Source organism: Pseudomonas salomonii (genome assembly GCF_900107155.1).
GTDB classification, from domain to species: Bacteria; Pseudomonadota; Gammaproteobacteria; order Pseudomonadales; family Pseudomonadaceae; genus Aquipseudomonas; species Aquipseudomonas salomonii.
Genome location: NZ_FNOX01000001.1, coordinates 544,199 through 568,604, shown reverse-complemented (window position 1 = coordinate 568,604; position 24,406 = coordinate 544,199). Strand labels below are relative to the sequence as shown.

Below are 24,406 nucleotides of genomic sequence, written 5' to 3'. Positions count from 1 at the left end.
CAGCGACCCGGCGCCTTGCCGGCCGAGCTGTCGGCGCCGCAAACACTGAACACCGACCCCACCGCACGCTGGAACAATGACACCGCCTTCGAGCTGAAACAGGCGTTCGATCAAGGCGCCGGGAAATCAAACAGCAGGTGCACCGTGCCGTAATACTCGCCGCCCTTGTAGCCGTCCTCCGGTTCAATGGCGGTTATTTCCAGCTCGGCGCGCCGCCCGGCACGTGCCTCATCGGCACTGAGTACCAGGGTTGAATCCAGGGTCAAGGGCACCCGATTGAACTGCACCTGCAAATCGATGCGGTTGCGGCCACTCAACAGGTAGGGCGTGTCGCCCAGGCGCGCCGCCACGCCGCCATTGATGTTTTTCACATCGAAATTCTTGCGCAGGCGGCCCAGCCTGGCCGTCGCCAGGTCCCAGGCCAGCACTTGGTCGTGGCCCATCCAATCGGGTTCGGAGGGCAGCACATAGGCTTCATGGATCGGGATGGTGACCGACACATCAAAGCTTTGGCGTTCCTGGAACGCCTGCGCGCGATCGCCCACCAGCAAGGGCGCCATCAGTACCGCCAGTACCGTCAGTTGCTTGAACATAGTCATCACCCGTTACTGTTGACCGTCATCGGTTTTTTGCTACGGCCCTCGATCATCTGGAAGCTGAATTGGCGCTCGGGCTTTTTCTCGAACACCAGTTGGCGACCGGGCAGGATGTGGTGCTTGGTGGTGGCTTCACAGTCGGTTTTTTTCGCCACTGCACAGTCGCGGAACTCATCAAGCACCACCACGCTGTTGCCCGCATTGCGCAGGGTGTATTGGCTGGCGGTCTCGTTGATCTGCGTGTCGAAGCGGGTGTCTTGCGGGCGCACGAAAAACACCGTGCCGTAGCCGGCCATGACGTTGACCCCGGCCGCCAGGGCGTCTTTGTACTCGGCACGTTCTTGATTGGTAACGGCAAAGTCATCTTCCTTTTCCGGCACCACCGGAATGAAACGCACGCGGAAATAGCGCTCGCGGTCGCGCTGGCCCATATACAGCAAGCGCGTGCCCTGGCGCCCGCCGGCCGGCACGATCAGGCGTGCGGGGCTGGCCATCAGGCCGTCGCGGTTGGTGGTGCTGCCTTTGGCGTCGGTCATCGACGCAACGGGCACTTCCCTGGAGGTGCCGTCAGCGTTGTAGACGATCTCCAACACGTTGACCTTGATGAAGGCGGTGCTGGTGCCGCCGTTGTACACGCGCTTGAGGTAGGAACTGCGATCGCCTTCGAGGTAGTCGTAGACCACGCCGACATTGATTGCCGGCCCCGCATAAACCGCCAACGACACCAGCCACAGCCCCATCGATAACACTGCATGTTTCATGTTTGATTACGCCTTGATAATTGAACGTCGCCCACTGTTCATGAGCGGCGGATGCCACCTAGACTTCCGAATCCCAGATCACCGTGACCAGGCCCGAATAAGTGCTGCCCGGCTGCTCGAGCATGCTTTTCACATCCTCTCGCTCGACCTCAAAATGCAGGGTGCCGGGGCGGTTGTTCACGTAGTGCTGGGCCTGGAACAGCTCGGTACCCGAGCCGTCCAGCCGCAGAGGCAACTTGTTTACCGCCTGGCCGTATTGGTCGTTCAAACCAAAGGGCAGGCTGACGGCCACCTGCAACGGCACTTCATCCCCCGCGCCATTGCGCAAGCCGCAGGTGTTGCCAATCGCCAAACCACATTCGAGCTTCATCTTGAAACGCCCGCTGGCGAAGATATTGAAGGTCTGGTCGCGGAACAAACGTGAAGGCTGGCGCCCACGATTGAGCCAGGCCTGCCAGCCGCCTTCGGGCAATAGCTCAACACGGTTGCCGCCGGGTGGAAGGGTCACCGTGAGGATGTGTTCGACTTGCAAGGTGAAGTTGAAGGTGGCGATGTTGTCATCGGGGATCATGATGTCGCCGAAATCGAAGTCAGCCCCCGGCCCCATGGTGTAACTCAGGGTGCCTCGGTACTCGCCGGCCGTCATGGTCAGCGGGTTGGGGGTTTTGAGCTCGTAGCCATATTCCAGGTGGTGGTATTTCATGAAGGGTATGTGCATACCCGCCGTCACACTGCACGCCCCGGCGTTTTCGGGCACGATCCAGAAAAACAGGGCAAACGTGTTCCCCGCCGCGAGGTAGTTGATCGGCTGACACGGTGGTGCTCCGTTCCTCCAGGGTGTTGCCCAGTCCTGCCCCGGCTTGCCCCAGGCCGAAACGCCCGGTGGGTAGGCCACCTGCCAATTGGCGCCGATACCCGCGATACGCATCTGGACTGTCGCCTGTTCCCCGGTTTCTGTGTGGGTCACGGGCACATCTCGCCAGCTCGAAGGCATCTTGAAATAAGCGCCCTGGCGCGGGTTATCGGGGTTCGCCGGGACCGGCCCGTTCGACGCGGCCTGGAAGTTGTTGTTACGAATACTGAAGATATTCAGCGCTTCGCACTTGGCCGGCACATGCCACGGGCACAAGCCACTTTGCGGCGTAGTGTTCTTGAACTTGTTGCTCATCGGGTTTGTAGGGTCGGGGCGAAACACTGCCGTGATCTCCTCGACGAAGGCGTGCGCCGACAGGCTCATGCCGCCCAGCGCCAGTGCCAATGCACACAGCCCCAAGCCTTTTACAGTTGCGTTAATCAAGGTCATACAATCCTGTCCATGCCATCAACCAGCGGTTTGGGGGGTGTGGGCCGCTTCTGCGAGCGTGTCCTTGGTGCAGCGCAAATCGCCGATCATCAGCACATCGCTTTCGCTTGGCGCATTGGCCGGGTCCAGACGGAACTGGCAGAGCAACTGGTTCTGGTAGCGCACTTGCAACGTCGGTGAGCTGGCGCTCATTTCCATCGAGAAGAACCCGTCCACTTCGCTGACCCCGCGGCTGGCGTGGTTGATCACGTGATGGCCCCTAAGCGGCGCGCCGTGTTCGTCCAGCAAGCGGCCGAGCACACTGACGGTTTTCATCACGGTGATTTTTTGGTAGTCGACGCCGCCCTTGTTCAGGTGATAACTGGCGCGGGCCGGTTGAATACTCGCCGCAGGCGGGTGATTGCCTTCGAAGTCGAAGCTCACGCTGCTGCTCTTGTAAGCAGAGACCGGCACGTAGTTGCGCCCCGGCCGCAGGAGCGCTCCGCCGCCGCCGAGGTCATCGGCGCGCAGGGCGATTTCGTCGAGGTCGGTTTCCACGTCGATGATCATGCCCGCACCGTTGCCCTGATATTGGCTGCTCAGCAGCATCTGGCCGGCGCCGGCAACGAAGGTGCTGTTGAGGTTCAAGCCGCCGCTCAGGTCGCCATTGAACGAGCTGCGTTGCACGAAGCCGTCACCGCTGACTGCGTCCGTGTTGAAGTTGGCCATGCCCGACAGGCCGACGCCATAGGTGTCAGTGATCGCCGTGGCCGAGACGCTTTGCAGCAAATGATCGGTGAGGTCCTGACGCAAAGTCACCGAAGCGTTGTTGTCGCGCCCGCCATCCCGGGCAGTACGGGTGCCGATGCTGCCGGAGATCTGTCGGCCTTCGGTGCCCAGGTTGACGCTGACGCTCACGTCTACGCCGCGGTTGCGGGCGTCGTTGGTACCGGCGCTGCCAGGCCGGTCGAACACCGAGAAGCGCCAGTTGGCGTCACTGCCGAACAGGTTGTCGTGACGGCTCCAACCCAGGTCGATGCCGGTACCCTCCACATTGCCTTCACTGTGGGACAAGCGCATGTTCAGGGTGTTTTTCGCATCCAGCCGGTGGTTGACCGACAACGCCGTGTTGCTGGCCTCGCCGACGAAGGTGTTACGCCGCAGGCGTGTGCCGTCAGGCAGGGTCTCGTAGGTGTCGCGGGTATCCAGCCAGCTGCGGTTATGGCTGAACACCAGGTTGGTCGCCCCCAAGGTATACAGCCCTTGCAGGTCCATGCCGGTCCCGTGTTCCTGGGTCTGGTAGAGGTTGGCGTACACGCTGGTGTTGTTGGCCACCGTCCAGTCCGCCGAGCCGCCATATTGGAGTTGTTCGCGGACCTGACGGGCCGACAGGCCGAGAATCACCCGAGGGTGCACCAGGTAGTTGAGCGACGCACCGGCGGTCATCGCGCCGGAGGCTTGTTCGTCCCAGTTACTGAACAACCGGGTTTCGCGCCCGGCGAACACGTTATAGCGCCAGCGGTCTTCGGCGTTGCGCCAGTTGCTGGGTTTGTAGACCAGCTCCTGGGTGGTGCTGGTGGTGAGGCCGTCTTCCACCAGGCGCACTTCTACTTCATAAATACCGCCGGGCAAGGGCCGGGTGTCGAGGGTTTGCAGGCCGGCGGAAACCGCCTGGGTATTGATCAACAGGCCGTTGCGGTAAATCTCCACCGCTGCCTGGCGGTTGGCGGTGACATAGATCGGGTACACGCTGGGCTTGGCGTTATTGATGGCCAGGCTGTCGGAGCTGCCATACATCAGGCCCAACGCGGTGTCGGGGCTGGCGCCGAAGCTGCGCAACTGGCGGGTCAGGCCATCGGAATTGGGGGTGAAGTGGCCCAGGCGGAAAAACTGCCCTTCGAGTTCACGCTGGGTGTACAGCTCGTGGATCGCATGGCGCATGGGCTCGTCATCGCCGCTCTGGCGCGCCAGCTGCAGGTTGAACACCTGGCTCCAATTGCCCAGGCTGGAGCTGGCTTGCAAGCCATAACGTCCGCCGAGGCTGTCCGCCTGGCCGCCGTTGAGGTTGAGCTGGTTGTTGATGATCAACCCAAGGCTGCCACCTTCAGGCTGCTCATAAAAACGCGGGATGCCACTGCTCAGTTCAACGTCTTGCGTGAGGATCGACAGCTGGGAGCTTTCCAGGTTGTAGTGGGCCGAGAGCATTTTTTCGGGGCAGGACTGGGTGCAAGCGCCCAACGCCACGCCTTTTTCCAGCAGCGCTTGCCAGGTGTCTCGGGTGGCGGCAGGGACTTTACTGTCAGCGGTGTCGGTAAATTCAAGCAAGGTGACACGATCATCGCGAGACAAAACAATCAGCGCCTCGCCCAGCAATTGCTGGTCAAGGTCCACGCGCACCGCCAACGGCACGTCGAAAAAGTGATCGGTAAACCCAGCAGGCAGCCCTTGCGCCTGGGTAATCAGGCTGCCGGGGGTGGAAGCGCCGGAAAAGGCAGGCGCAGCCAGGGCACTCGTACACATCGACAGCGCAAGCGCAGCCGCGATAGGCGTCATCGGGAACATGAACGGAACACTCTGAATGCCAAAAAACGGGGAAGGAAAACCAGGCCGGCAGACCGAGGAGGGAAATCAGCCGACCTGAAAACAAACGCCCGGGGTTATCGGGTATTTTTTGGCATCAAAGCGTTGGCAATACTGCGTCGAATACCACCGGCATTACGGCGGTGTAGGAACCACGCTGGGTCGCCGAAGGCTTGGCCGCGCTGATGCGCATCACGGCGCCGATACCTGGGGTGGAGTCGGCCTCGTTGACCACTTCCTGCGGTGCGCCGGTGAGCGTCACGCCATTGAGGGTGGTGGTCAGCGGGATGTTCTGCGCAGCATCACCGTTGAACAGTACGGCCGGGCCGCCTTCGATGTAGGCGTGGACCGAGCCGTTGGTGTTCTTGATGTCGTAGATGGCACTCAGGGGCGCCAGCTCACCGCTGACCAGGTTGTAGCTCATGGTTTCGTCACGGCCCCAGTTCGGGTCACGCGGCTGGGCGTGGAACACGGTGGTCGGGATGTTTGCCTTGAGGTTGACGGTATGGCTGGCTTCCCCGGCAGCAAAAGCTGCAACCGAGGAAGACAGCGCCAGAACAGCCAGGGGAACGGCAACAGCAAACTTCTTGAACATGGCATTTACCTGTAGTTAGCAACATTGATTGATTCATTGCCGAGCAAATACTCGACAACGAATAGAGCGCAGTAAGCGGGTTGAGCCAACAACGCCAAACAATGATCAACTTAACTAAACAACCGGTATGCAGGCTTCTTCGCCTAGCTTCGTAGCCACAGGAAACAGGGGTCGCGGGAAAAAGATGGCATTTTGCCAAAACTTTAAAAGTTACCGTAGGAGAAGGACTACGTGATTAAAAATCCAACTATGGAATGGGCCGTAAGAATCAGGCTACACGAAGTTATACTGCCGGAAAATTAAGGCGTACACGGCAAAACCGAGTAGTTAACCTAATTAAAGTTATAACTCTAAACTTATGAATCGTCTATACAACCTATCCGATTTTGGGCAGCCACCTCTTCACACACGGACCAGGGGCGACCGTTGGTCGCCGCGTGCTTTCGCCGCCATAAGATATATCTTAAGTTATATCTAAATGTGAAAGAGGATAGAAAAATGCGACACGAGCATCGCAGCGAATTTGAAAAACGCGGTGGCCGCGGCCCTCGGGTATTTGCCCCTGGCGACCTGAAGCTGCTGCTACCGGCCTTGATCGCCGAACAGCCCTGCCATGGCTATGACCTGATCCGCCAGATCGAAAGCCTGTTCGACGGCGCCTACAGCCCCAGCCCCGGTGTGATCTACCCCACGCTGACCTTTCTGGAAGAAAGCGAGTTGATCAGCGGCGACGCCGAGAGTGGAAAAAAACGCTACACAATCACCGACGCCGGTCGTCTCTTCTTAAGCGAGCAAGCCGTTGCCCTGGAAGGCGTGCGCATGCGCATTGATGTCAGCAAGCGCTCGCTGCGTGGCCATGACCGCCCACCGGAAATCCACGAAGCGGTGCATAACCTGCGCCACGCCTTGCATTCGCACCACGGGCGCTGGAGCCCGGAAGAAATCGTTCGTGTCGCGGCGCTGCTCAACGGCACCGCCCAAGCCATCGCCGACGGGAAAGACCAATGAATACTCAAGCTATCCATCGCGTTACCCACGAAATCAAACGCCGCCGCCTCGAAGTACTGCGGGTGGTCGACATCACCCCACGCATGCGTCGCGTCACCTTGGGCGGGCCGGAACTGGCAGGTTTTATCAGCCTGGGCAGTGACGACCACATCAAGCTGCTGTTCCCGCAAAACGCCGCCGAGCAGGCCGCGCTGGAAAGCCCGACGTTCAACATCAAGGGCGACGGCCCGCAACCGGCCATGCGCGACTACACGCCACGGCGCTACGACCTGAGCATTGGCGAACTGGATATCGACTTCGTGCTGCACGGTGATGGCCCTGCCTCGACCTGGGCCGATCAGGTGCAGGTCGGCCAGCACCTGTACATCGGTGGGCCGCGTGGCTCGATGATCGTGCCGGACATCTTCGACAGCTACTTGCTGATCGGTGATGAAACCGCGATCCCGGCCATCGCCCGTCGCCTGGAAGAATTACCGGCCGGGCGCAAGGTGTTGGCGGTGATTGAAATCGCCAATAGCGCCGAACAGCAGCCACTGAACAGCGCCGCCGATGTAGAGGTGATTTGGGTGGTGCGCGGCCAGGACGACCTGCTTGAGACTGTGCGCAGCCTGAGCCTGCCGGGCGGTTCACTGTTCAGCTTTGTCGCGACGGAAACCAAGCTGTCGCGCCAGGTGCGCCGCGTGTTGCTGGACACGCACCAGGTCAATGAGGAGTTCCTCAAGGCCGTGGGTTACTGGCGTGCCGAGGGCAGCGAAGAAGAGTAATGCCCTCAAGCCCACTGAAGATCCAATGTGGGAGCTGGCAAGCCAGCTCCCACATTTTTACGCTGCCCGTTTAAGAACTTTGTCCAACCCCACCACCGCCAACGCAATCCCAACAAACCCCGCCAAAATCCCCCCGGCATTCACAAACACCTGTGGATAACCGAGGCTGTCCACATCGATGAACGGGTACTGATACTGCCCCAGCAAATGCCCGCGCAGCAGCACATAGCCGAAGTACACCAGTGGGTAAATCACCCAACCGCCAATGTGTTTCAAGCGCAACGTGCCCTTGGGCACACAGCGCCACCAATAGATCACAAACAGCACCGGCATCACGTCGTGCAGCAATTCGTCGGCGATAAATTGAAAGCCGGTGGGGCTCCACAAATGCCGCAGCAACAGGTTGTAGGCCAGGCTCACGACCACGATGCTCGCGGCAATACCGCCAGTGACAGCGGGTGCCAGGAAGAAGCGCTGTGCCGCCGACTCGCGATTGACCAGCGCATAGCTCAGCACCACGACCACCAGGGTGTTGGTCAGCACCGTGAAGAAACTGAAAAAGTTGATCAGCCCGCCCAACAGGCTCGCGCCGGCCTCCCAGCGTGAATAGAAAATCAGGTATTGCTGAATCGCCAGCCCTGTCCAGCCGGCCAGCGCCGCCGTGGCCACGTACCGCTTCATGGCCTCAATCCAGCGGACGTTTGGTACGCATCAGCTTGACGTACAAGCCTTCGACCTTCTCCCGCGCCCACGGTGTTTTGCGCAGGAAGGTCAGGCTCGACTTGATGCTGGGGTCGCTCTTGAAACAGCGCACATCGATGCGTTCGGCCAGACCGCTCCATTCGTAGTGCTCCACCAACGTGGTGAGCACGTGCTGCAGGGTCACGCCGTGAAGTGGGTCGTTGCTTGTCGCGGTCATGCCAGGCCTTTTGCAAAATGAGGAAACACAGCCGCGCACCTTAGCCGACAGGGCGTAGCGGTGGAAGCACTGCATTGAATATAGCCCCTGGGAAAAAGTTCCCCTTTTCAGGCAAAAAAGAGATGTTATATTGTAACGATACTTATCAAAGCCGATACCGTTTTAAGCCTTCTCTTTTCTGTGCCTTTACCAAGGAATGTTTGATGTCCCTCTCCTCTCTGTGGCGCTTGACCCCGCTTGCCGCCGCCCTGTTGATCGGCTCCGAAGCCCACGCCCTGGAACTGCAACCCCAAGTCATTACCGGCAACCCCCTGGGCGGCGCACAACTCGCCTCGCCCACCACGGTGCTCGAGGGCGACGACCTGACCCTGCAACAAAAAGGCAGCCTCGGCGAAACCCTGAACAAGCAGCCTGGCGTGTCGTCGTCGTACTTCGGCCCAGGCGCCAGCCGCCCGATCATTCGTGGCCAGGATGGCGACCGTATTCGCGTGCTGCGCAACGGCGTGGGCGCGCTGGATGCCTCGTCGCTGTCCTATGACCACGCCGTGCCACTGGACCCGATCAACGTCGACCGCATCGAAATCGTACGTGGCCCGGCGGCGCTGTTGTACGGCGGCAGCGCCATCGGCGGCGTGGTCAACACCTTCGACAACCGCATTCCCACCGAAGCCATCGAAGGCATCCACGGCGCCGGTGAACTGCGTTACGGCGGCGCCGACACCACCCGCAGCAGCGCGGGCAAACTGGAAGCCGGCAACGGCACCTTCGCCTTGCACCTGGACGCAAATGCGCGGGAATTCAACGACCTCAAAATCCCCGGCCAGGCCCGCAGCCGCCATGCCCCCGAGACCGAAGACGGCCCCGGCAAAAATGGCCGGCTGGGCAACAGCGACGGGCGCCAGGATGGCGGCGCGGTCGGCGGTTCCTACACCTGGGACGACGGTTATGCCGGGCTGTCTTACAGCAACTACGACAGCAACTACGGCTCACCCGCTGAACAAGACGTACGCATCCGCATGAAGCAGGATCACTACGCCTTTGCGTCCGAGATCCGCAACCTGCAAGGCCCGTTTACCTCGGTGAAACTCGACGCGGGCTACACCGATTACGAGCACCGTGAAATCGAAGGCGGCGAAACCGGCACGACCTTCAAGAACAAGGGCTATGAAGCCCGCGTCGAAGCGCGCCACCAGCCGCTCGGCCCGTTCGATGGCGTGGTCGGCGCCCAAGTGACCCGCAACGAGTTCTCGGCCCTGGGCGAAGAAGCCTTTGTGCCGCAGACCGACACCAACGCCGGCGCGCTGTTTATCCTCGAAGAGATGCAGGCCACCGAACGCCTCAAGCTCAGCCTGGGCGGGCGCGTGGAACACACTAATGTCGACCCGAACGCCAAGGGCAATGCGCGCTTTGCCGGTGCCGATAAATCCACTGACTTTACCGCCGGCAGCCTGTCGTCCGGCGCGGTGTACAGCCTCACGCCGGTGTGGTCGCTGGCCGCGACACTGGGCTACACCGAGCGCGCGCCAACCTTCTACGAGCTGTATGCCAACGGTGCCCATGTCGCCACCGGCACTTACGAGTTGGGTGATGCCAACCTCAAGAAAGAAAAAGCCGTGTCCAGCGACCTGGCACTGCGCTTTGACAATGGCACGCACAAGGGCAGTTTCGGCGTGTTCTATAGCCGCTTCTCCAACTACATCGGCTTGCTGGGCACAGGCCGCACGCTGAACGATGAAGGTGAAGAAGACGCGGGCGGTATCCCGCAATACAAATACTCCGGCGTGCGTGCACGTTTCGCCGGCTTTGAAGCCCAGGATCACTGGAAACTCGGCGAAGGCGCCTACGGCAAGTTCGCCCTGGAGCTGTCGGGCGATTACACCCGCGCCACCAACCTGGACACTGGCGAAGCCTTGCCGCGTATTGCGCCGCTGCGCTTGAACAGCGGCTTGCTGTGGGAGCTGGACCGCTGGCAGGCGCGGATCGACGTGGAACACGCGGCGGGCCAAGGGCGTGTGCCGGATAACGAAAGCGGCACCGACGGCTACACCACCTTGGGCGCCAGCGCCGGTTACCACTTCAATGTGGGCGGCAGCCAGTGGCTGGCATTCGTCAATGGCGAAAACCTCACCAACCAGACCGTGCGTTATGCCAGTTCGATCCTGCGCGATATCGCCCCGGCACCGGGCAGAAGCGTGCAATTCGGCGTGCGCACCACCTTCTAAACAGCAGCGCAAATCCCCTGTGGCAACCGGCTCCTGTGGGAGCCGGGCTTGCCCGCGATAGCAGCACCGCGGTTTTCCAGTGGTACTGCGGTGATGCTATCGCAGGCAAGCCAGCTCCCACACAAGCTTGGCTTTACAGGCATTCCTGCAGCGACGTTCTGTCACTGTTACCAGATCTGAAATGATGCATCTCTCTAATTACGCTTTCTCAAAACGAGAAGGCGCTTTATCCTTGCCGCAACAAACTGAAACGTTTCACGCCTGCGGTCGATCCCATCTTGTCGAATTTCCCCCGCCTTAAAGACAGCGCTGTCTTAAACCGACCCGCGCGTGGGATTCAATCGCCCGCCTGTGGATAACCGACTTATCCCCAGAAAAACTCAAATTAACGCTGAACCAAGCCCGCGCCGAATCGTCATCTACAGTGAAGCACGGGGTTACATAATTCCAACGTAACGGAGAAACACACTATGAGCACTGATGGTGCCTCAAGCCCAAGCCGCCTGCTGCCCAGGCTGCTAGGCGTCTTGCTGCTGATCATGGGGCTGGCCTTGCTGGCTGGCGGCGTCAAGCTGAGCATGCTCGGCGGGTCGCTGTACTACCTGCTGGCCGGTATCGGCATCGCGCTGACCGGCCTTCTGCTGCTGGCTACCCGCCGCGCAGCACTGGGCCTGTACGCGCTGGTGCTGTTTGCCAGTACCGTGTGGGCACTGTGGGAAGTCGGCCTGGATTGGTGGCAATTGGTGCCGCGCCTGGCCCTGCTGTTCGCCTTGGGCATCGTCATGCTGCTGCCGTGGTTTCGCCGTCCGTTGCTGCGTGGTCAACCCGCGCCGCTGGGCACGGGCGCGCTGAGCGTAGCCGTGGTGCTGGCGGGCGCTGCCGCCCTGGCCAGCCAGTTCACCAACCCCGGTGAGATGGTCAAGACCGGCCAACTGGAGCGCGACGCCGCGCCAGGCATGGCCAGCGCTGCACCGACACAGGCCGATGGCGACTGGAATTCCTATGGCCGCTCGGCCTTCGGTGATCGTTACTCGCCACTGGCGCAGATCACCCCGGAAAACGCCCACAAGCTGGTGCCGGCGTGGACCTTCCGTACCGGTGACATCCCAGGCCCAGGCGATCCCGGTGAAACCACCGCAGAAAACACCCCGCTGAAAGTCAACGGCATGCTCTATGTGTGCACGCCGCACAGCCAGGTGATTGCCCTGGACCCGGACACCGGCAAGGAAATCTGGCGTTTCGACCCGAAGATCAGCAGCCAGGGTGCCGCGAACTTCAAAGGTTGGGCGCACATGACCTGCCGTGGCGTGTCGTATCACGATGACGCCGTCTACGCTTCCGAACAAAGCCCAACCGGCAGCGCCAGCACTGCCCCTGTCAGCGCCGTCTGCCCGAAACGCATTTTCGTACCGACTGCCGACACCCGTCTGATCGCCCTGAACGCCGACACCGGCAAGATGTGCGAAGACTTCGGTGACAAAGGCCAGGTCGACCTGCGTGCCAACATCGGCAGCTTCGCCCCCGGCGGTTACTACTCCACTTCGCCACCGGCCGTGACCAAGAACCTGGTCGTGATCGGCGGTCACGTGACCGACAACGTCTCCACCGACGAGCCTAGCGGCGTGATCCGTGCGTTCGACGTGCACACCGGCAAACTGGTGTGGAACTGGGACAGCGGCAACCCGGACGACACCACCCCGTTGGCCGAGGGCAAGACTTACACCCGCAACTCGCCGAACATGTGGTCCATGTTCAGCGTCGATGAAAAACTCGGCATGCTCTACCTGCCGATGGGCAACCAGATGCCTGACCAATACGGCGGCGACCGTACCGAAGATTCGGAAAAATACAGCGCCGGCCTGACCGCTCTGGACATCGACACCGGCCACGTGAAGTGGACCTTCCAGTTCACTCACCATGACCTGTGGGACATGGACGTGGGCGGCCAGCCTTCGCTGATCGACATCAAGACCGCTGACGGCGTCAAGCAAGCAGTCATGGCCTCGACCAAGCAAGGCAGCATCTACGTGCTGGACCGCAGCAACGGCAAGCCGGTGGTGCCGATCAACGAAATCCCTGTACCGCAAGGCGCAGTGGCCGGTGATCACACCTCGCCGACCCAGCCGAAGTCCGACCTCAACTTCATGCCGCCGCCGTTGAAAGAACGCGACATGTGGGGCGTAACGCCGTTTGACCAGATGCTGTGCCGTATCGATTTCAAATCCATGCGCTACGACGGCCCATTCACCCCGCCATCGCTGCAAGGCTCGATCGTTTACCCGGGCAACTTCGGCGTGTTCGACTGGGGCGGTATCTCGGTTGATCCGGTGCGTCAGATTGCTTTCGTGAACCCGAGCTACATGGCGTTCAAATCGAAACTGATCCCGGCCGCCGAGATTGCCAAGCAAGGCCCGCGCGTCAGCGAAACCGAAGGCGTGCAGCCGAACAAAGGCGCGCCGTACGGCGTAATCCTCGAAGCACTGCTGTCGCCTTTGGGCCTGCCGTGCCAGGCACCGGCATGGGGTTATGTGGCGGCGGTCGATCTGACCAATCATCAGACCCTCTGGATGCACAAGAACGGCACCGTGCGCGACAGCTCGCCGGTTCCGATCCCGCTGACCATGGGCGTGCCTAGCCTGGGCGGTACGTTCACCACCGCCGGTGGCGTCGCGTTCCTCAGCGGCACCCTCGACCAGTACCTGCGTGCCTATGACGTTAAAAACGGCAAGCAACTGTGGGAAGGCCGCCTGCCAGCAGGCGCGCAGACCACACCGATGACCTACACCGGCAAGGACGGCAAGCAGTACGTGCTGGTCATGGCCGGCGGTCACGGCTCGCTGGGCACCAAGCAGGGTGACTATGTGATGGCGTTCAAACTGCCGGATTAAGCTGAACCGGCGGTAAAACAAAGGCGGCTACCTTCACGGGTAGCCGCTTTTTTTGTGCCCTGTAAGGCTCCAATGTGGGAGCTGGCTTGCCTGCGAATGCGGTCTTTGAGTTAGTGCATCAGGTGACTGATACACCGCTATCGCAGGCAAGCCAGCTCCCACAGGAATGCCTCATAGCACCACCCGCTCGCGGCGCATCCACCTCTCAAACGCCATGGCATTCAACGGCCGACTGATCAGGTACCCCTGCGCCGTGTCGCACTTCCACTGCCTGAGCAACTTCAGACTGGGCTCGAATTCCACCCCTTCAGCCACCACCCTGAGCCCCAGGTTGTGGCTCATTTCGATGGTCGAACGCACGATCACGCCGTCGCCACTGGCGCTGTCGAGGTTGCGGATAAACGACTGGTCGATCTTCAATTCCTGCACCGGCAAACGCTGCAATTGCGCCAGCGATGAATAGCCGGTGCCGAAGTCATCCACCGACAGGCTGATGCCGCAGCCACGCAGTTGTTCCAGCACACTGAGGGCCTGTTGCGGGTTATGCATGATCGCGCTTTCGGTGATCTCGAAGATCAACTGCTCAGCCGCCACGTCGTATTGCATCAACAAGGCCGTGACGCGAACGGCCAAGTCATCATCGGCCAGGTCGTCCACCGAAATATTCACCGACAGCTGAATGGGCAAACCGCGCTGCGACCACTCGGCCATTTGCCGGATGGCTTCCTCGATTGCCCACAAGGTCAGGCTGCCCATGCTGCCGGTGCGCTCGGCCAGTGGGATAAATTCGGTGGGCGACACCTGCCCCAGGGTCGGGTGCTGCCAGCGCAACAAGGCTTCAGCCTGGCGCACATGGCCGTGTTTGAGGTCGAGCTTGGGCTGGTAACACAGGAACAATTCGCCCTCGACCACCGCCCGGCGCAGGTCGCGGATCAGGGTGATCTGGCGCTGGTGTGCAAGGTCGCGGTCTTGCTGGTAGATCTGCAAATGCCCCGGCAGGCTCGCCGCATCATGCCGGGCAATGGCCGCACGGCTGATCAACTCTTCGACCTGCTGGCCGTCGGCGGGGTACGCGGCAATGCCGATGCTGACTTCATGGCGCACCTCGTCATTGCCGATGCGCTGTGGCTCAGTGAGCAGCCCGTAAAGCCGATCGGCTCGGGCGACGGCGCGGTCGATTTCGGTGTTTTCCAGCAACAGCAAAAACTCACTGCCGGCGATGCGCGCCGCGGTGTCGCTGGCCAACAGGCTCATGGACAGGCAGCGGCTGGCCTCACGCAGCATCGCTTCGACGCCCTGAGGGCCGAACCCTTCGTTGATCACCCGGTAGTTTTCGATCCCCAGGTACAGCAACACCACCGGCCGCCGCGCACTGATCGCACTGCCCAGGCGCTCCATGGCCAGGGCGCGGTTGGGCAAGCCGGTGAGCGGATCATGCAGGGCGTTATGCGCCAATTGCCGTTCGCGCACAGCGATGCCGCTTTGCATGGCGTTGAAGGCGCGGGCCAGCAAGCCGAATTCATCGTGGCTGCGCACCCGCACCGGCGTGCGGTAGTCACCGGCACCAATGCGTTCAGCGGCTTCCACCAGGGCAGTGAGCGGGCGCGACACACGTCGCGCCAAAATCAATGCGGCCACCAGCGACACCAGCAGCACCGCCAGGGCGATGCCGAGGAACTGCCGGTCCAGCGGCGCAAAGGATTCCAGCGCATGGTCCAGCGGGCTTTGCAGCAACACGCGCACTTGATCGCCATCGCCGGTGTTGGCCAGCGGCAGCACCTGGCTCAGTACACGCTGCCCGTGGAACTCATTGATCTGCGCTTCAGGGTTGGGGTGGCTGTCGCGCATCAGGCTGATGACCGTGTCTTGATAGGCCTCAGGCTGAGTGCTGAACAACTGGCCGACGCGGCCGTCCTGCTCACTGAGGAACGACACTTCAAGGTTGCTCATGGAGCGCAGTTCATTGGCGAACAGCTTGTCCATGGGCAAGCCCATGACCACACGGGCGATAGGCTGCGGGTCGAGCACTTCGTCCTGCACCAGTAAATAGGGCTGGCCGTCCATGGCGACGATGAGCATTTGCTGGCCACTGCGCCGCGCATGACGCAGGGCCTGTGCATAAGGAAACACCGCGCCCTGCACCAACACCGGCAAGGTGCTGACCATCACCTTGCCATCCAGGCCAAGCACAAACACCTCGGTGGAGTGGATCCCGGTGCCATGCCGGCGCAACGCCGCCAGAATCGAATCGGCCTTGGCGTCGATCACCGCTTGTTTGAAAGGACCGTCCACGGTCAGCCAGTCCAACCCGTATTGCAGGCGGCGCCCGCGCAGGTCCAACAGGCGTTCAAAGACTTGGATGCCCGTGCTGAGCTGAACCTGGGCCTGGTTTTCCACGGCGTGGGTGGTGGCAACCTTGACCGCAAAGTAAGTGGCCGCCACCACCACCAGCAACAACAGCGCCAGCACCCCGGCGATACGGGTCTGGAACGTGTGTCGCCACCGCATGGCCGACCCCTGCGGCTGCGTTCGCCTCTCTGTGCCGCTGGGTCCCTTGGTCATACGCATCCCTGGCGAAGCTGATCTGACGTCAAAAAAACATCCATTTAAATTGAATAGTTGTTTTAAGCAGATTAGCTGGGACTTGGGATAAGTACACCCAATTGGGACGGGGACTTTAACGCCATTTTATTGGCGGAACAGGCGCGTCAAGCGTGGGACGCGGAGCGTCCGAGGCTGCATTCCCACGCGGAGCGTGGGAACGATCCGGCTTAAACGCTGCGGGCGCGCATAAAGTCGCCCCAGCGGCGCACCAGGTAGTTGTGCTCATCCATCACCGAGTTCCACACCGCGATATGCCCCATGCGTTGCTCGTAGGAGCCGCCATCACGCACCTCACCGATGTCGATCAACGGCAACCCGTCACTGCCAAGCAACTCCTCGCGGGCCGGCAGGCCGGCGTACCAGTAATCCCACTCGGCACTGCTCAAATGGTCGCGGGTGCGCGCCGGGTTGCCGATGTAGTAACCCTGGCGGGCCATCATCGCGCCCGGCCAGCCGGACAACCACCAATTGAGATAGGCATACGCCGCATCCAGCACCGGGCCCTGGGCATGACGCGACAACGACAAGCCGCCAAACCAGGCGCGATAGCCTTCACGCGGCACCGCCAAGCGGTACTTCACACCCGCACGGTGCAGGCGCATCAAGGTCGGCGACCACAGGCTCTGGATATCGATGCTCGGGCTGAGCATCAACTGCGCGGCTTCTTCATCATCGGACCAGAACGCGGCGAAGTGCCCTTCCTTCTGCTTGCGCACCAGGATGTCGGCCAGCACATCGATCTCTTCGATGCTCATGTTGCCGATGTCCTTGAACCGCGCCAGCCCCGCGCCCTGCACGGCCAGCGCCGCATCCAGCGCGCCAATCGCCGCGTCACTTTGCAACGCGGTACGCGCGCGCCAGGCCGGGTCGAGCAGCCAGCCCCAGCTTTCATTGCCGTGGCTGAAGCCGTCGGGCAAACGCTCGGGACGGTAGGCAAAACTGTCGGCATTGTGGGTCAGCGGCAGCATGCTGATGCGCTCGGTCACTGTGCTGCCGAGGCTGCCGTCGTGCTGCACGAACAGGCGCTCACTGGGCACGCTGCCGCTGCCCAGGCGGTCGCTGGCCGACAGCCGGCCGCGCTTGGGCAGGTCGTTGATCTCATGCCACAACGCAATACGCCGTGTGTCGATGGGCTGGATCGCCCGCGCCGGCCACACGAAGTCGACGTTGTGGAACCACTGGTCGTACAGGTCGTAACTCTCGGGTTGCATCACCGCAATGCGCTGGGCCTGCGCTACATCGTGTACCTGGTACACCAGGCGGATACCCAGCTCCTGTTCGGCGCGCACGCGCAGGCATTCCAGCAAGGTCACGGACGTACCAAGGACACGCAATGTGATCATGCCGCAAACCGCCGTGAGAACACCTCAAACGAGCGTCGCAACAGCGCCGGGTCGAGGCCACGCAGGATAAACACCAGGCGTGACTGGCGATCGGTGCCAGGCCATGCAGGCAAATGCACCGGAGCATGCAGGCAATGCTGCACGCCATGAATGACGATAGGGGCCGAGCTGGCGTTCACGTTGAGCAGTCCTTTGACGCGAAGAATTCGTTCGCCGTGGCATCTTAACAGCATCGACAACCACACCCCGAAGCCCACCCAATCCAGCGGCTGCTCGAACGTCAGGCAGCATACCTGGGCAGCACCGTGGCTCGCCGTGGGGGTGCGATGCAGCTGCCAGCGGCTGACTTCAGCCGCGGGTTCGGCGCTGCGCAAACCTTCGCCGAGCAACAGTTGGTCGCCGCTGTGAACCGCCTGGGTGTCGAGGATCGGCGTACCGGCATTCAGCGCCTGCAAATGCGCACGGAGCGCGGTGCAATCACCGGCCAGGTCGGTTTTGCTCAGCAGCAAACGATCCGCCGCCGCCACCTGGGCCAACCACTCAGGGTGCAGGCGCTCCTGCAGTTCGGCGTGACTGGCATCGACCAAGGTGATCACCAGGCCAATGTGAAAACGCCCACGCAGTTGCACGTCGTTGTTTAATGTCGCGAGGATCGGCGCCGGGTCGGCCAGCCCGGTGGTTTCCAGGATCACGCGTTTGAACGCCGGGATCTCGCCGCGCTCACGGCGTTGCAACAGGCCGAGCAGCGCGTCTTTCAACTCGCCGCGAATCGAGCAGCACACGCAGCCGCTGGGCAGCAGCACGGTGTCTGGCGCGACCTCTTCCACCAACAGATGGTCGATGCCGATATCGCCGAATTCATTGATCAACAGCGCGGTATCACCGAGGCTTTCGCCTTGCAGCAAACGCTTGAGCAGCGTGGTTTTGCCACTGCCGAGGAAGCCGGTGATGACATTAAGGGCAATGCTCATGACGACTCCAGATGATCGAGTACACGCGGGTCAAGCGGGTCCAACGGGCGCCCGAGCATCCTCTCCGCCGCCTGCCAGAGTTGATCCAGGCCACTCGCCAAAGCCTGCTTGCCGGTAGCGCCCAACAACAAATAGGACGCGCCCTGGAAGTCTTCGACCTTGAGCCGGAACACCGCCAGCACCTGATTGATCGCCGCAATGCGGCGCAGGCGCTCGCGGCGTCTGGGCAATTCATCGCCCAAGGGGTCGCTCCAGTGCAGGTCTTCACCGAGCAAGCCGCAGAGTCCGCACATGCTTACACCTCACTCATGGCATGACATCGCCGGAGTTCGGGCCAAGGGTCTGGCCGACAAACAGGTTGCCGCCCGGCTCACTGGCCAGCAGCACGGCGGTCGGCGCCACCTCATCGGCCAGGCCGAAGCGGCCCAGGGGCAACTCGGCGGCTTTGGCGCGCTTCCAGTCTTGGCTGATGCCGCCCACCAACGGCGTCTCGATCGGGCCGGGTGCGATGGCGTTGACCAGCACGTTGTCCTTGGCCACTTCCAGCGCCAGGGATTTGGTGAAACCGATCACTCCGGCCTTGGCCGCGGCATAGTGGGTCAACTCGGCGCCGCCCTTGATGCCCAGTTGCGAGGCCACATTAATGATGCGGCCCCAGCGCTGCGCGACCATGTGCGGCAGGGCGCGCTGACTGGCGACAAACACACTGGTGAGGTCGACGCGCAGCATGTCGTTCCACATTTCGATGGAGAGGTCGACGCAGCGTGCCTGGGTGAGCATGCCGGCATTGTTGACCAGAATGTCGATACCGCCGAAGTGCTCGACGCAGCGGTCGACACTGGCCTGGGCGCCTTCGACGCTGCCCACATCGGCCAGGCACTCGACCACCTCGGCGCCAAGGTTACGGCAGGTGATCGCGGTTTCGGCGAGGCTGGCGGCGTTACGGTCAGCCAGCAGCAAGCGTGCGCCCTCGGCGGCGTAGGCACGGGCGATGGCGGCACCGATGCCGCTGCCGGCGCCAGTGATTACGGCGCGACGGTTAATGAGTTGGGACATACAAGTCTCCTTGGACAAACACAGTTCCAATGTGGGAGCGGGCTTGCTCGCGAATACGGTGGGTCAGTAACAAATGCATCGACTGACACGGCGCATTCGCGAGCAAGCCCGCTCCCACATTTTTAAATCGTATCCAGTCAGTCGGGCCAGCGCACGGTTAAACCACCGTCGATAACGATGCTTTGGCCAGTCAAATAACTCGACGCCTCACTGGTCAAAAACTGCACCAGCGACGCCACCTCATCCGCCCGCCCTACCCGCCCCAACGGAATCGCCCGCGCGGCCTTGGCCAGGCCTTCAGGCCCCAAAGAGTTCTTCGCATCCAACGACTGCGGCGTCTCGATCAACCCCGGAATCACCGCATTGCAACGAATCCCCAGCGCCGCCAACTCCACCGCCAGCGAACGGCACAACCCCGGCACGCCGGCTTTTGCCGCCGCGTAATGGCTGTGCTCCTGCCAGCCATACACACCGCCGGCAATCGATGAAATCGCCACCAGCGCGCCGCCCTCTTTCATGTGCCGGCTTGCCGCGCGAAAGGTGCGCATCACCCCCGTCAGGTCGACATTGAGCATCTCGTCCCACAGTTCATCGGTCATCTCCAGCAATGGCGCACGGCGCAGCAAGCCGGCGTTGGCCACGGCGTAATCGAGACGGCCGAAGTGCTGCACGGCGGCCTCGGCCAGGGCGTCTACCGAGGCGCTATTGCCCACGTCCAGCGGCAACATCAGGCATTCACCGCGGGCTTCTTTTACCAGGGCCACGGTGGTATTCGGGTCATGGGGATCGGCCGGGAAATACCCGCCGACCACCGCCACGCCGCTGCGCGCATACGCCACGGCGAGGGCTTGGCCGATGCCGCTGGCGGCACCGGTAATCAAGGCAACTTTACGGCTCATCTGACACTCCTTACTGAACGGTTTCCGGGCGCACATGGCGTGCGGCAAACATCAGCGCACCGGACAAGAAGCACGGCAGCGCGCCGAACCACAGCGCGGCGGTCTGCCAATCACTGCCGGCGGACAACACCTGGGTGGCGCCAAACCCTGCGACCACTGCACCAATCGGGCCCATGGCATGGATGATCGCGCCGCCGGTGGCACGGATGCTGGTCGGGAAACTCTCGCTGATAAAGAACAACGCCGCCGAGTACGGCCCGATCAGGAAGAACAGGCCCAGGCTGTACAGCCCCACCACCATCGGCATATTGCTTGGGCCAAACAGCATCCCGGCAAATGCCAGGCCGCCGAGCATCCAGCCCAGGCCGATAACATTGCGGCGGCCGATCTTGTCGCCCATCCAGCCGTGGGTCAGGTAGCCGCAGTAACCCACCAGGTTCGACAGCACGAGGATGATCAGCGAGTTCTCGAACGAAATATGGTGCACGCTGACGATCACCGAGGTGCCGAGCACGCTGAACACCTGGATCGCTGCCCAGTTCAGCAACAGCGCGGCGCCGATCACCAGCGTGGCGCGCCGGGCCGGGCCACGGAAGGCGGCTTTAAGGCCAGCCTTGCTGTGTTCGTCGTAGTCGACGCCGTAGGTCACGGCGACGTTTTGCGCTTCTTTTACCGCGCCGCTTTTACGCAGCTCGCTGATGCGCTGGTGGATCTGGAACTGGGGGCTCTCCTTGAGTTTGCGCGCCATGATCGCGATCACGATGGCCGGGATCGCTGCAAAGATGAAGCAACCCTGCCAGCCGATAATCGGCAGCAACAGCGCGGTCAACCCGGCCGCGATCAACGCACCCACCGGCCAGCCGCCCTGCACCAGGCTGTAGATAAACCCACGGCGCTTGGTCAGTCGCGGGTCTTCGGAAGCGCCGTACAACTCGCTCAGGTAGGTGGCGTTGACGGTTTCCTCGGCATAGCCCAGGCCGCCCAGCGAACGAATCAGAATCAGCGGCGACTTGCCCCACGCACCGCCAATCGCGGTGAGCGCCGAGCACAGTGCGGAACCGGCCACGGTAAAAATAATGCCTTTGCGCCGGCCCAACTTGTCCACAACCGGGCCAATCGCAAAGGCGACCACCGCCGTGCCCACCGCCACCCACGTTGCAATTTCAGCTTGCTCCACTTCACCCCAGCCAAAGTGCCGGCCGATCTCCGGCAGCAAGGTGCCGAACAGGATGAAGTCATACACCGCAAACACCCAGGCGAAAAACGCGATCCAGGTGGCAAAACGCACCTCCTGGGACGTCAGTTGCCGGGGTTTCCAGCCAGTCAGGTCAAGCTTGTTATAGATGGACATAATCGCGCCTCGGGGGGATGGGCAAAGGGGTCAGGTACGCGGTTGGCGGCGGATAAAGTCGTCGGCGATTTCGTCGAAGGTGACGAAGCGCACACCCGCATGGCTCTGGATGTGTTCGATCAGGCGCTCGAGCATCAACAGCACTTGCGGGCGACCGGACACGTCGGGGTGGATGGTCATGGTGAACACCGCGTGTTCGTGTTCGCGGTAGACCCAGTCGAACTGGTCGCGCCACATTTCTTCCAGGTGACGCGGGTTGACGAAGCCGTGGCTGTTGGGGGCTTTTTTGATGAACATCATTGGCGGCAGGTCGTCGAGGTACCAGTTGGCCGGGATTTCCACCAGGTCGGTTTCTTCGCCGCGCACCAAAGGTTTCATCCAGGTATCCGGGTGCTGGCTGTAATCGATCTTGGTCCAGCTGTCGCCCTTGCGCACGTAGTACGGGTGGAAGTCGTTGTGCATCAGGCTGTGGTCGTACTTGATGCCTTTTTTCAGCAGCAGCTCGTTGGTGACCTTGCTGAATTCCCACCAGGGCGCGACATAACCGGTCGGGCGTTTGCCGGTGACTTGAGTGATCAGCTCGATGGATTTATCCAGCACGATCTCTTCCTGCTCGGCGGTCATCGCAATCGGGTTTTCGTGGCTGTAGCCGTGCACGCCGATTTCGTGGCCGGCGTCGGCCACCGCCTTCATCTGCTCGGGGAAGGTTTCCATCGAGTGGCCGGGGATAAACCAGGTGGTGCGCAGGCCGTAGCGCTCGAACAGTTTGAGCAGGCGCGGCGCGCCGATTTCACCCGCGAACAGGCCGCGGGAGATGTCGTCCGGCGAGTCTTCACCGCCGTAGGAACCGAGCCAGCCGGCGACGGCGTCTACGTCGACGCCAAATGCACAGAGAATGTCTTTAGCCATGGTATGTCTCCTTAAAAGTTCAGGGTGGTTTCGACCGACAGCGCGGCCCTGAGCAGGCGCGCGTCTTCGCCACTCGGAGTGCTGAGCAGCAGACCGGTGGGCAAGCCCAGGGCGTCACGGCCGCTGGGCAGGCTGACGCCAGGCATGTCGAGCAAACTGCCGGGCATGGTCAGGCGCAGGGTGGCGAGGTTGGTTTTGACGAACAGCTCGTCGTCGGCTTGCAGCGGTGCCAGCGCCGGGGCGACATGGGCGACCGTCGGGGTGATGAGCACGGCGCCGTCGAGCTCATCGACCAGTTGGAGCTGCAAGCGGCGGCGCGCGTCGATCAGGTGCAGCAATTGGCTGGCGGGCAATTCACGTGCGGCCTCCAGGCGCCGGCGCACACGCGGGTCGAGTTGCTCGGCATCACTGCTGTCCAACAGGTTTTCGTGCAGGGCGAAGGCTTCGAATGAGCCGAGCCAGCCGTCCTGCTTGATCAGGTTGAGGGTGGCCTGGAAGGTGGCTGATGCGCGCACCTCGATCAGCGCACCGGCGGCCTTAAGCTGGTCCACCGCGCGCAGCAGGTTATTGCGCACGGCAGGCTCGATGTCTTCCAGCGCGCCCTGCTCAAGCACAAAACGCTGGCCCTTGAGGCTACGGGCGACGTGCTGTTGCGTGCGGCCGTTGAGCAGGTCGTCGATGGCCAGCGCATCGCGTACGCTGCGGGTCAGCGGGCCGAGGCTGTCGAGGGTGTGCGCCAACGGGAATACGCCGTCGCGGCTGTAGCGTCGACAGCTGCTGCGATAGCCCACCACACCATTGAGCGCTGCGGGAATGCGGATCGAGCCGGCCGTGTCGGTGCCCATGGCGATGGGCACGATCCCCGCCGCCACCGCGACCGCCGAGCCCGACGAAGAGCCGCCGGGGATACGCGGTTGATCGCTGCCACTGGGGTTATGGGGCGTGCCGAAATGCGGGTTCAGGCCCAGCCCGGAATACGCCAGTTCGCTGAGGTTGGTCTTGCCGAGGCTGACCATTCCGGCGCGGCACAACAGCCCGACACTGGGCGCATCGATCAAGGCCGGCGCAGCGTTGCGGCGATAGGCGGCGCCTGCAGTGGTGATGCTGCCGGCCACGTCGAACAAATCCTTCCAGGCCAGTGGCACGCCGTCGAATAAGCTTAAGGGCTGGCCGGCACGCCAGCGCGCGGTTGCCGCCTCGGCCTCACGGCGTGCGCGCTGGGCGGTCAGGGAAATAAACACACTGGGCGCCATGCTCGCGTGGACGAGTGCCTGTTCCAGCGCCTGCACCGGGTCGTTGCGACCGCTGGCAAAGTCCTGGGCCATTGAGGTGGCGTCTGACATCGAGATGACCCTCACAAAACGTACATATTAATAAAATGTACATTTTACAAAGGCAGATTTCGTGCCAGTCTCTTTGGACCTGTTGTCGTGCCCGTAAGGTTTATCGCCAACAACTGCGGGATAGATGGATTTGCGGTCTGTAAAAAAAAGTGACGTGAGTGATGAGGCTAGCCCCAATTGAAATAATGTATCTTTTATTAATAAATACATTTTGGTGCGAAAAGTAACGTTTTTCTCTTTCCGGCCCCAAAAAAGTGCCACCCCTGTGGCGCGGAGTGACAGGCTCATCTATGAGAGAATCCCCGGCCACTTTCC

20 protein-coding genes are annotated in these 24,406 nt (G+C 61.7%); 4 read left to right on the top strand and 16 right to left on the bottom strand.

Annotation, left to right across the window (positions count from 1 at the left end):
• Positions 1–110 precede the first annotated feature (110 nt).
• The 5 genes from BLV67_RS02750 to BLV67_RS02730 all read right to left on the bottom strand — a co-directional run bounded on the left by BLV67_RS02750 (position 111) and on the right by BLV67_RS02730 (position 5,814).
• Positions 111–593 carry a CS1 type fimbrial major subunit gene (locus tag BLV67_RS02750; RefSeq protein ID WP_065928873.1) on the bottom strand — a complete coding sequence of 161 codons (483 nt, stop codon included), beginning with the start codon at positions 591–593 and terminating at the stop codon, positions 111–113.
• 5 nt (positions 594–598) lie between these two features.
• Positions 599–1,357 (bottom strand): pilus assembly protein, encoded by a 759-nt coding sequence (locus BLV67_RS02745; RefSeq protein ID WP_069786166.1) that lies wholly within the window; start codon positions 1,355–1,357, stop codon positions 599–601.
• A gap of 58 nt (positions 1,358–1,415) precedes the next feature.
• Complete coding sequence (locus tag BLV67_RS02740; RefSeq protein ID WP_065928871.1) at positions 1,416–2,660, bottom strand: hypothetical protein; 1,245 nt, start codon at positions 2,658–2,660, stop codon at positions 1,416–1,418.
• An 18-nt stretch (positions 2,661–2,678) separates the two neighbouring features.
• Positions 2,679–5,201 carry a TcfC E-set like domain-containing protein gene (locus tag BLV67_RS02735; RefSeq protein WP_065928870.1) on the bottom strand — a complete coding sequence of 841 codons (2,523 nt, stop codon included), beginning with the start codon at positions 5,199–5,201 and terminating at the stop codon, positions 2,679–2,681.
• 115 nt (positions 5,202–5,316) lie between these two features.
• Entirely contained in the window at positions 5,317–5,814 is a 498-nt protein-coding gene (locus BLV67_RS02730; protein ID WP_065912708.1) for a CS1 type fimbrial major subunit, read from the bottom strand.
• Between the two features lie 498 nt (positions 5,815–6,312).
• Between BLV67_RS02730 and BLV67_RS02725 the strand changes: the two genes are divergently transcribed.
• The gene (locus BLV67_RS02725; protein WP_065912706.1) at positions 6,313–6,822 is read left to right on the top strand and encodes a PadR family transcriptional regulator; all 510 of its coding nucleotides are present in this window, start codon (positions 6,313–6,315) and stop codon (positions 6,820–6,822) included.
• Positions 6,819–7,586, top strand: coding sequence for a siderophore-interacting protein (locus tag BLV67_RS02720; protein WP_065912703.1), 768 nt, complete (start codon positions 6,819–6,821; stop codon positions 7,584–7,586). Before BLV67_RS02725 ends, BLV67_RS02720 begins: the two co-directional genes overlap by 4 nt.
• Before the next feature lie 57 nt (positions 7,587–7,643).
• On the opposite strand, the gene BLV67_RS02715 is transcribed toward BLV67_RS02720, so the two are convergent.
• Both BLV67_RS02715 and BLV67_RS02710 read right to left on the bottom strand, forming a co-directional pair.
• On the bottom strand, positions 7,644–8,267 hold the full coding sequence (locus BLV67_RS02715; protein ID WP_069786165.1) for a Pr6Pr family membrane protein: 624 nt from the start codon (positions 8,265–8,267) through the stop codon (positions 7,644–7,646).
• A gap of 4 nt (positions 8,268–8,271) precedes the next feature.
• The gene (locus BLV67_RS02710; RefSeq protein WP_010212838.1) at positions 8,272–8,505 is read right to left on the bottom strand and encodes a VF530 family protein; all 234 of its coding nucleotides are present in this window, start codon (positions 8,503–8,505) and stop codon (positions 8,272–8,274) included.
• A 203-nt stretch (positions 8,506–8,708) separates the two neighbouring features.
• Between BLV67_RS02710 and BLV67_RS02705 the strand changes: the two genes are divergently transcribed.
• Both BLV67_RS02705 and BLV67_RS02700 read left to right on the top strand, forming a co-directional pair.
• Positions 8,709–10,727, top strand: a complete 2,019-nt coding sequence (locus tag BLV67_RS02705; protein WP_065912701.1) for a TonB-dependent receptor — start codon at positions 8,709–8,711, stop codon at positions 10,725–10,727.
• A 470-nt stretch (positions 10,728–11,197) separates the two neighbouring features.
• Positions 11,198–13,615, top strand: coding sequence for a glucose/quinate/shikimate family membrane-bound PQQ-dependent dehydrogenase (locus BLV67_RS02700; RefSeq protein WP_069786164.1), 2,418 nt, complete (start codon positions 11,198–11,200; stop codon positions 13,613–13,615).
• 171 nt (positions 13,616–13,786) lie between these two features.
• On the opposite strand, the gene BLV67_RS02695 is transcribed toward BLV67_RS02700, so the two are convergent.
• The 9 genes from BLV67_RS02695 to BLV67_RS02655 form a co-directional block, all read right to left on the bottom strand.
• Entirely contained in the window at positions 13,787–16,123 is a 2,337-nt protein-coding gene (locus BLV67_RS02695; RefSeq protein WP_069786163.1) for a putative bifunctional diguanylate cyclase/phosphodiesterase, read from the bottom strand.
• A 263-nt stretch (positions 16,124–16,386) separates the two neighbouring features.
• Positions 16,387–17,562: an ABC transporter substrate-binding protein gene (locus BLV67_RS02690; RefSeq protein ID WP_056858869.1), complete on the bottom strand. Its 1,176-nt coding sequence runs from the start codon at positions 17,560–17,562 to the stop codon at positions 16,387–16,389.
• The gene (locus BLV67_RS02685; RefSeq protein ID WP_069786162.1) at positions 17,559–18,533 is read right to left on the bottom strand and encodes a CobW family GTP-binding protein; all 975 of its coding nucleotides are present in this window, start codon (positions 18,531–18,533) and stop codon (positions 17,559–17,561) included. Before BLV67_RS02685 ends, BLV67_RS02690 begins: the two co-directional genes overlap by 4 nt.
• The gene (locus tag BLV67_RS02680; RefSeq protein WP_065912692.1) at positions 18,530–18,826 is read right to left on the bottom strand and encodes a hypothetical protein; all 297 of its coding nucleotides are present in this window, start codon (positions 18,824–18,826) and stop codon (positions 18,530–18,532) included. The genes BLV67_RS02685 and BLV67_RS02680 overlap by 4 nt, the downstream gene beginning before the upstream one ends.
• A 13-nt stretch (positions 18,827–18,839) precedes the next feature.
• The gene (locus BLV67_RS02675; RefSeq protein WP_065912691.1) at positions 18,840–19,589 is read right to left on the bottom strand and encodes an SDR family NAD(P)-dependent oxidoreductase; all 750 of its coding nucleotides are present in this window, start codon (positions 19,587–19,589) and stop codon (positions 18,840–18,842) included.
• A gap of 137 nt (positions 19,590–19,726) precedes the next feature.
• The gene (locus BLV67_RS02670; protein ID WP_069786161.1) at positions 19,727–20,488 is read right to left on the bottom strand and encodes an SDR family NAD(P)-dependent oxidoreductase; all 762 of its coding nucleotides are present in this window, start codon (positions 20,486–20,488) and stop codon (positions 19,727–19,729) included.
• Between the two features lie 10 nt (positions 20,489–20,498).
• On the bottom strand, positions 20,499–21,839 hold the full coding sequence (locus BLV67_RS02665) for an MFS transporter (RefSeq protein WP_069786160.1): 1,341 nt from the start codon (positions 21,837–21,839) through the stop codon (positions 20,499–20,501).
• A 30-nt stretch (positions 21,840–21,869) separates the two neighbouring features.
• Complete coding sequence (locus BLV67_RS02660; RefSeq protein ID WP_003234086.1) at positions 21,870–22,748, bottom strand: polysaccharide deacetylase family protein; 879 nt, start codon at positions 22,746–22,748, stop codon at positions 21,870–21,872.
• A gap of 11 nt (positions 22,749–22,759) precedes the next feature.
• Positions 22,760–24,091 carry an amidase gene (locus tag BLV67_RS02655; RefSeq protein ID WP_069786159.1) on the bottom strand — a complete coding sequence of 444 codons (1,332 nt, stop codon included), beginning with the start codon at positions 24,089–24,091 and terminating at the stop codon, positions 22,760–22,762.
• Positions 24,092–24,406: the final 315 nt, after the last annotated feature.

Coding starts and splice junctions, on each gene's coding strand:
- BLV67_RS02660 (WP_003234086.1), bottom strand. CDS start 22,748: ATGGCTAAAGACATTCTCTGTGCATTTGGCGTCGACGTAGACGCCGTC.
- BLV67_RS02710 (WP_010212838.1), bottom strand. CDS start 8,505: ATGACCGCGACAAGCAACGACCCACTTCACGGCGTGACCCTGCAGCAC.
- BLV67_RS02705 (WP_065912701.1), top strand. CDS start 8,709: ATGTCCCTCTCCTCTCTGTGGCGCTTGACCCCGCTTGCCGCCGCCCTG.
- BLV67_RS02695 (WP_069786163.1), bottom strand. CDS start 16,123: ATGCGGTGGCGACACACGTTCCAGACCCGTATCGCCGGGGTGCTGGCG.
- BLV67_RS02680 (WP_065912692.1), bottom strand. CDS start 18,826: ATGTGCGGACTCTGCGGCTTGCTCGGTGAAGACCTGCACTGGAGCGAC.
- BLV67_RS02675 (WP_065912691.1), bottom strand. CDS start 19,589: ATGTCCCAACTCATTAACCGTCGCGCCGTAATCACTGGCGCCGGCAGC.
- BLV67_RS02655 (WP_069786159.1), bottom strand. CDS start 24,091: ATGTCAGACGCCACCTCAATGGCCCAGGACTTTGCCAGCGGTCGCAAC.
- BLV67_RS02730 (WP_065912708.1), bottom strand. CDS start 5,814: ATGTTCAAGAAGTTTGCTGTTGCCGTTCCCCTGGCTGTTCTGGCGCTG.
- BLV67_RS02715 (WP_069786165.1), bottom strand. CDS start 8,267: ATGAAGCGGTACGTGGCCACGGCGGCGCTGGCCGGCTGGACAGGGCTG.
- BLV67_RS02685 (WP_069786162.1), bottom strand. CDS start 18,533: ATGAGCATTGCCCTTAATGTCATCACCGGCTTCCTCGGCAGTGGCAAA.
- BLV67_RS02745 (WP_069786166.1), bottom strand. CDS start 1,357: ATGAAACATGCAGTGTTATCGATGGGGCTGTGGCTGGTGTCGTTGGCG.
- BLV67_RS02750 (WP_065928873.1), bottom strand. CDS start 593: ATGTTCAAGCAACTGACGGTACTGGCGGTACTGATGGCGCCCTTGCTG.
- BLV67_RS02735 (WP_065928870.1), bottom strand. CDS start 5,201: ATGTTCCCGATGACGCCTATCGCGGCTGCGCTTGCGCTGTCGATGTGT.
- BLV67_RS02740 (WP_065928871.1), bottom strand. CDS start 2,660: ATGACCTTGATTAACGCAACTGTAAAAGGCTTGGGGCTGTGTGCATTG.
- BLV67_RS02670 (WP_069786161.1), bottom strand. CDS start 20,488: ATGAGCCGTAAAGTTGCCTTGATTACCGGTGCCGCCAGCGGCATCGGC.
- BLV67_RS02720 (WP_065912703.1), top strand. CDS start 6,819: ATGAATACTCAAGCTATCCATCGCGTTACCCACGAAATCAAACGCCGC.
- BLV67_RS02725 (WP_065912706.1), top strand. CDS start 6,313: ATGCGACACGAGCATCGCAGCGAATTTGAAAAACGCGGTGGCCGCGGC.
- BLV67_RS02690 (WP_056858869.1), bottom strand. CDS start 17,562: ATGATCACATTGCGTGTCCTTGGTACGTCCGTGACCTTGCTGGAATGC.
- BLV67_RS02665 (WP_069786160.1), bottom strand. CDS start 21,839: ATGTCCATCTATAACAAGCTTGACCTGACTGGCTGGAAACCCCGGCAA.
- BLV67_RS02700 (WP_069786164.1), top strand. CDS start 11,198: ATGAGCACTGATGGTGCCTCAAGCCCAAGCCGCCTGCTGCCCAGGCTG.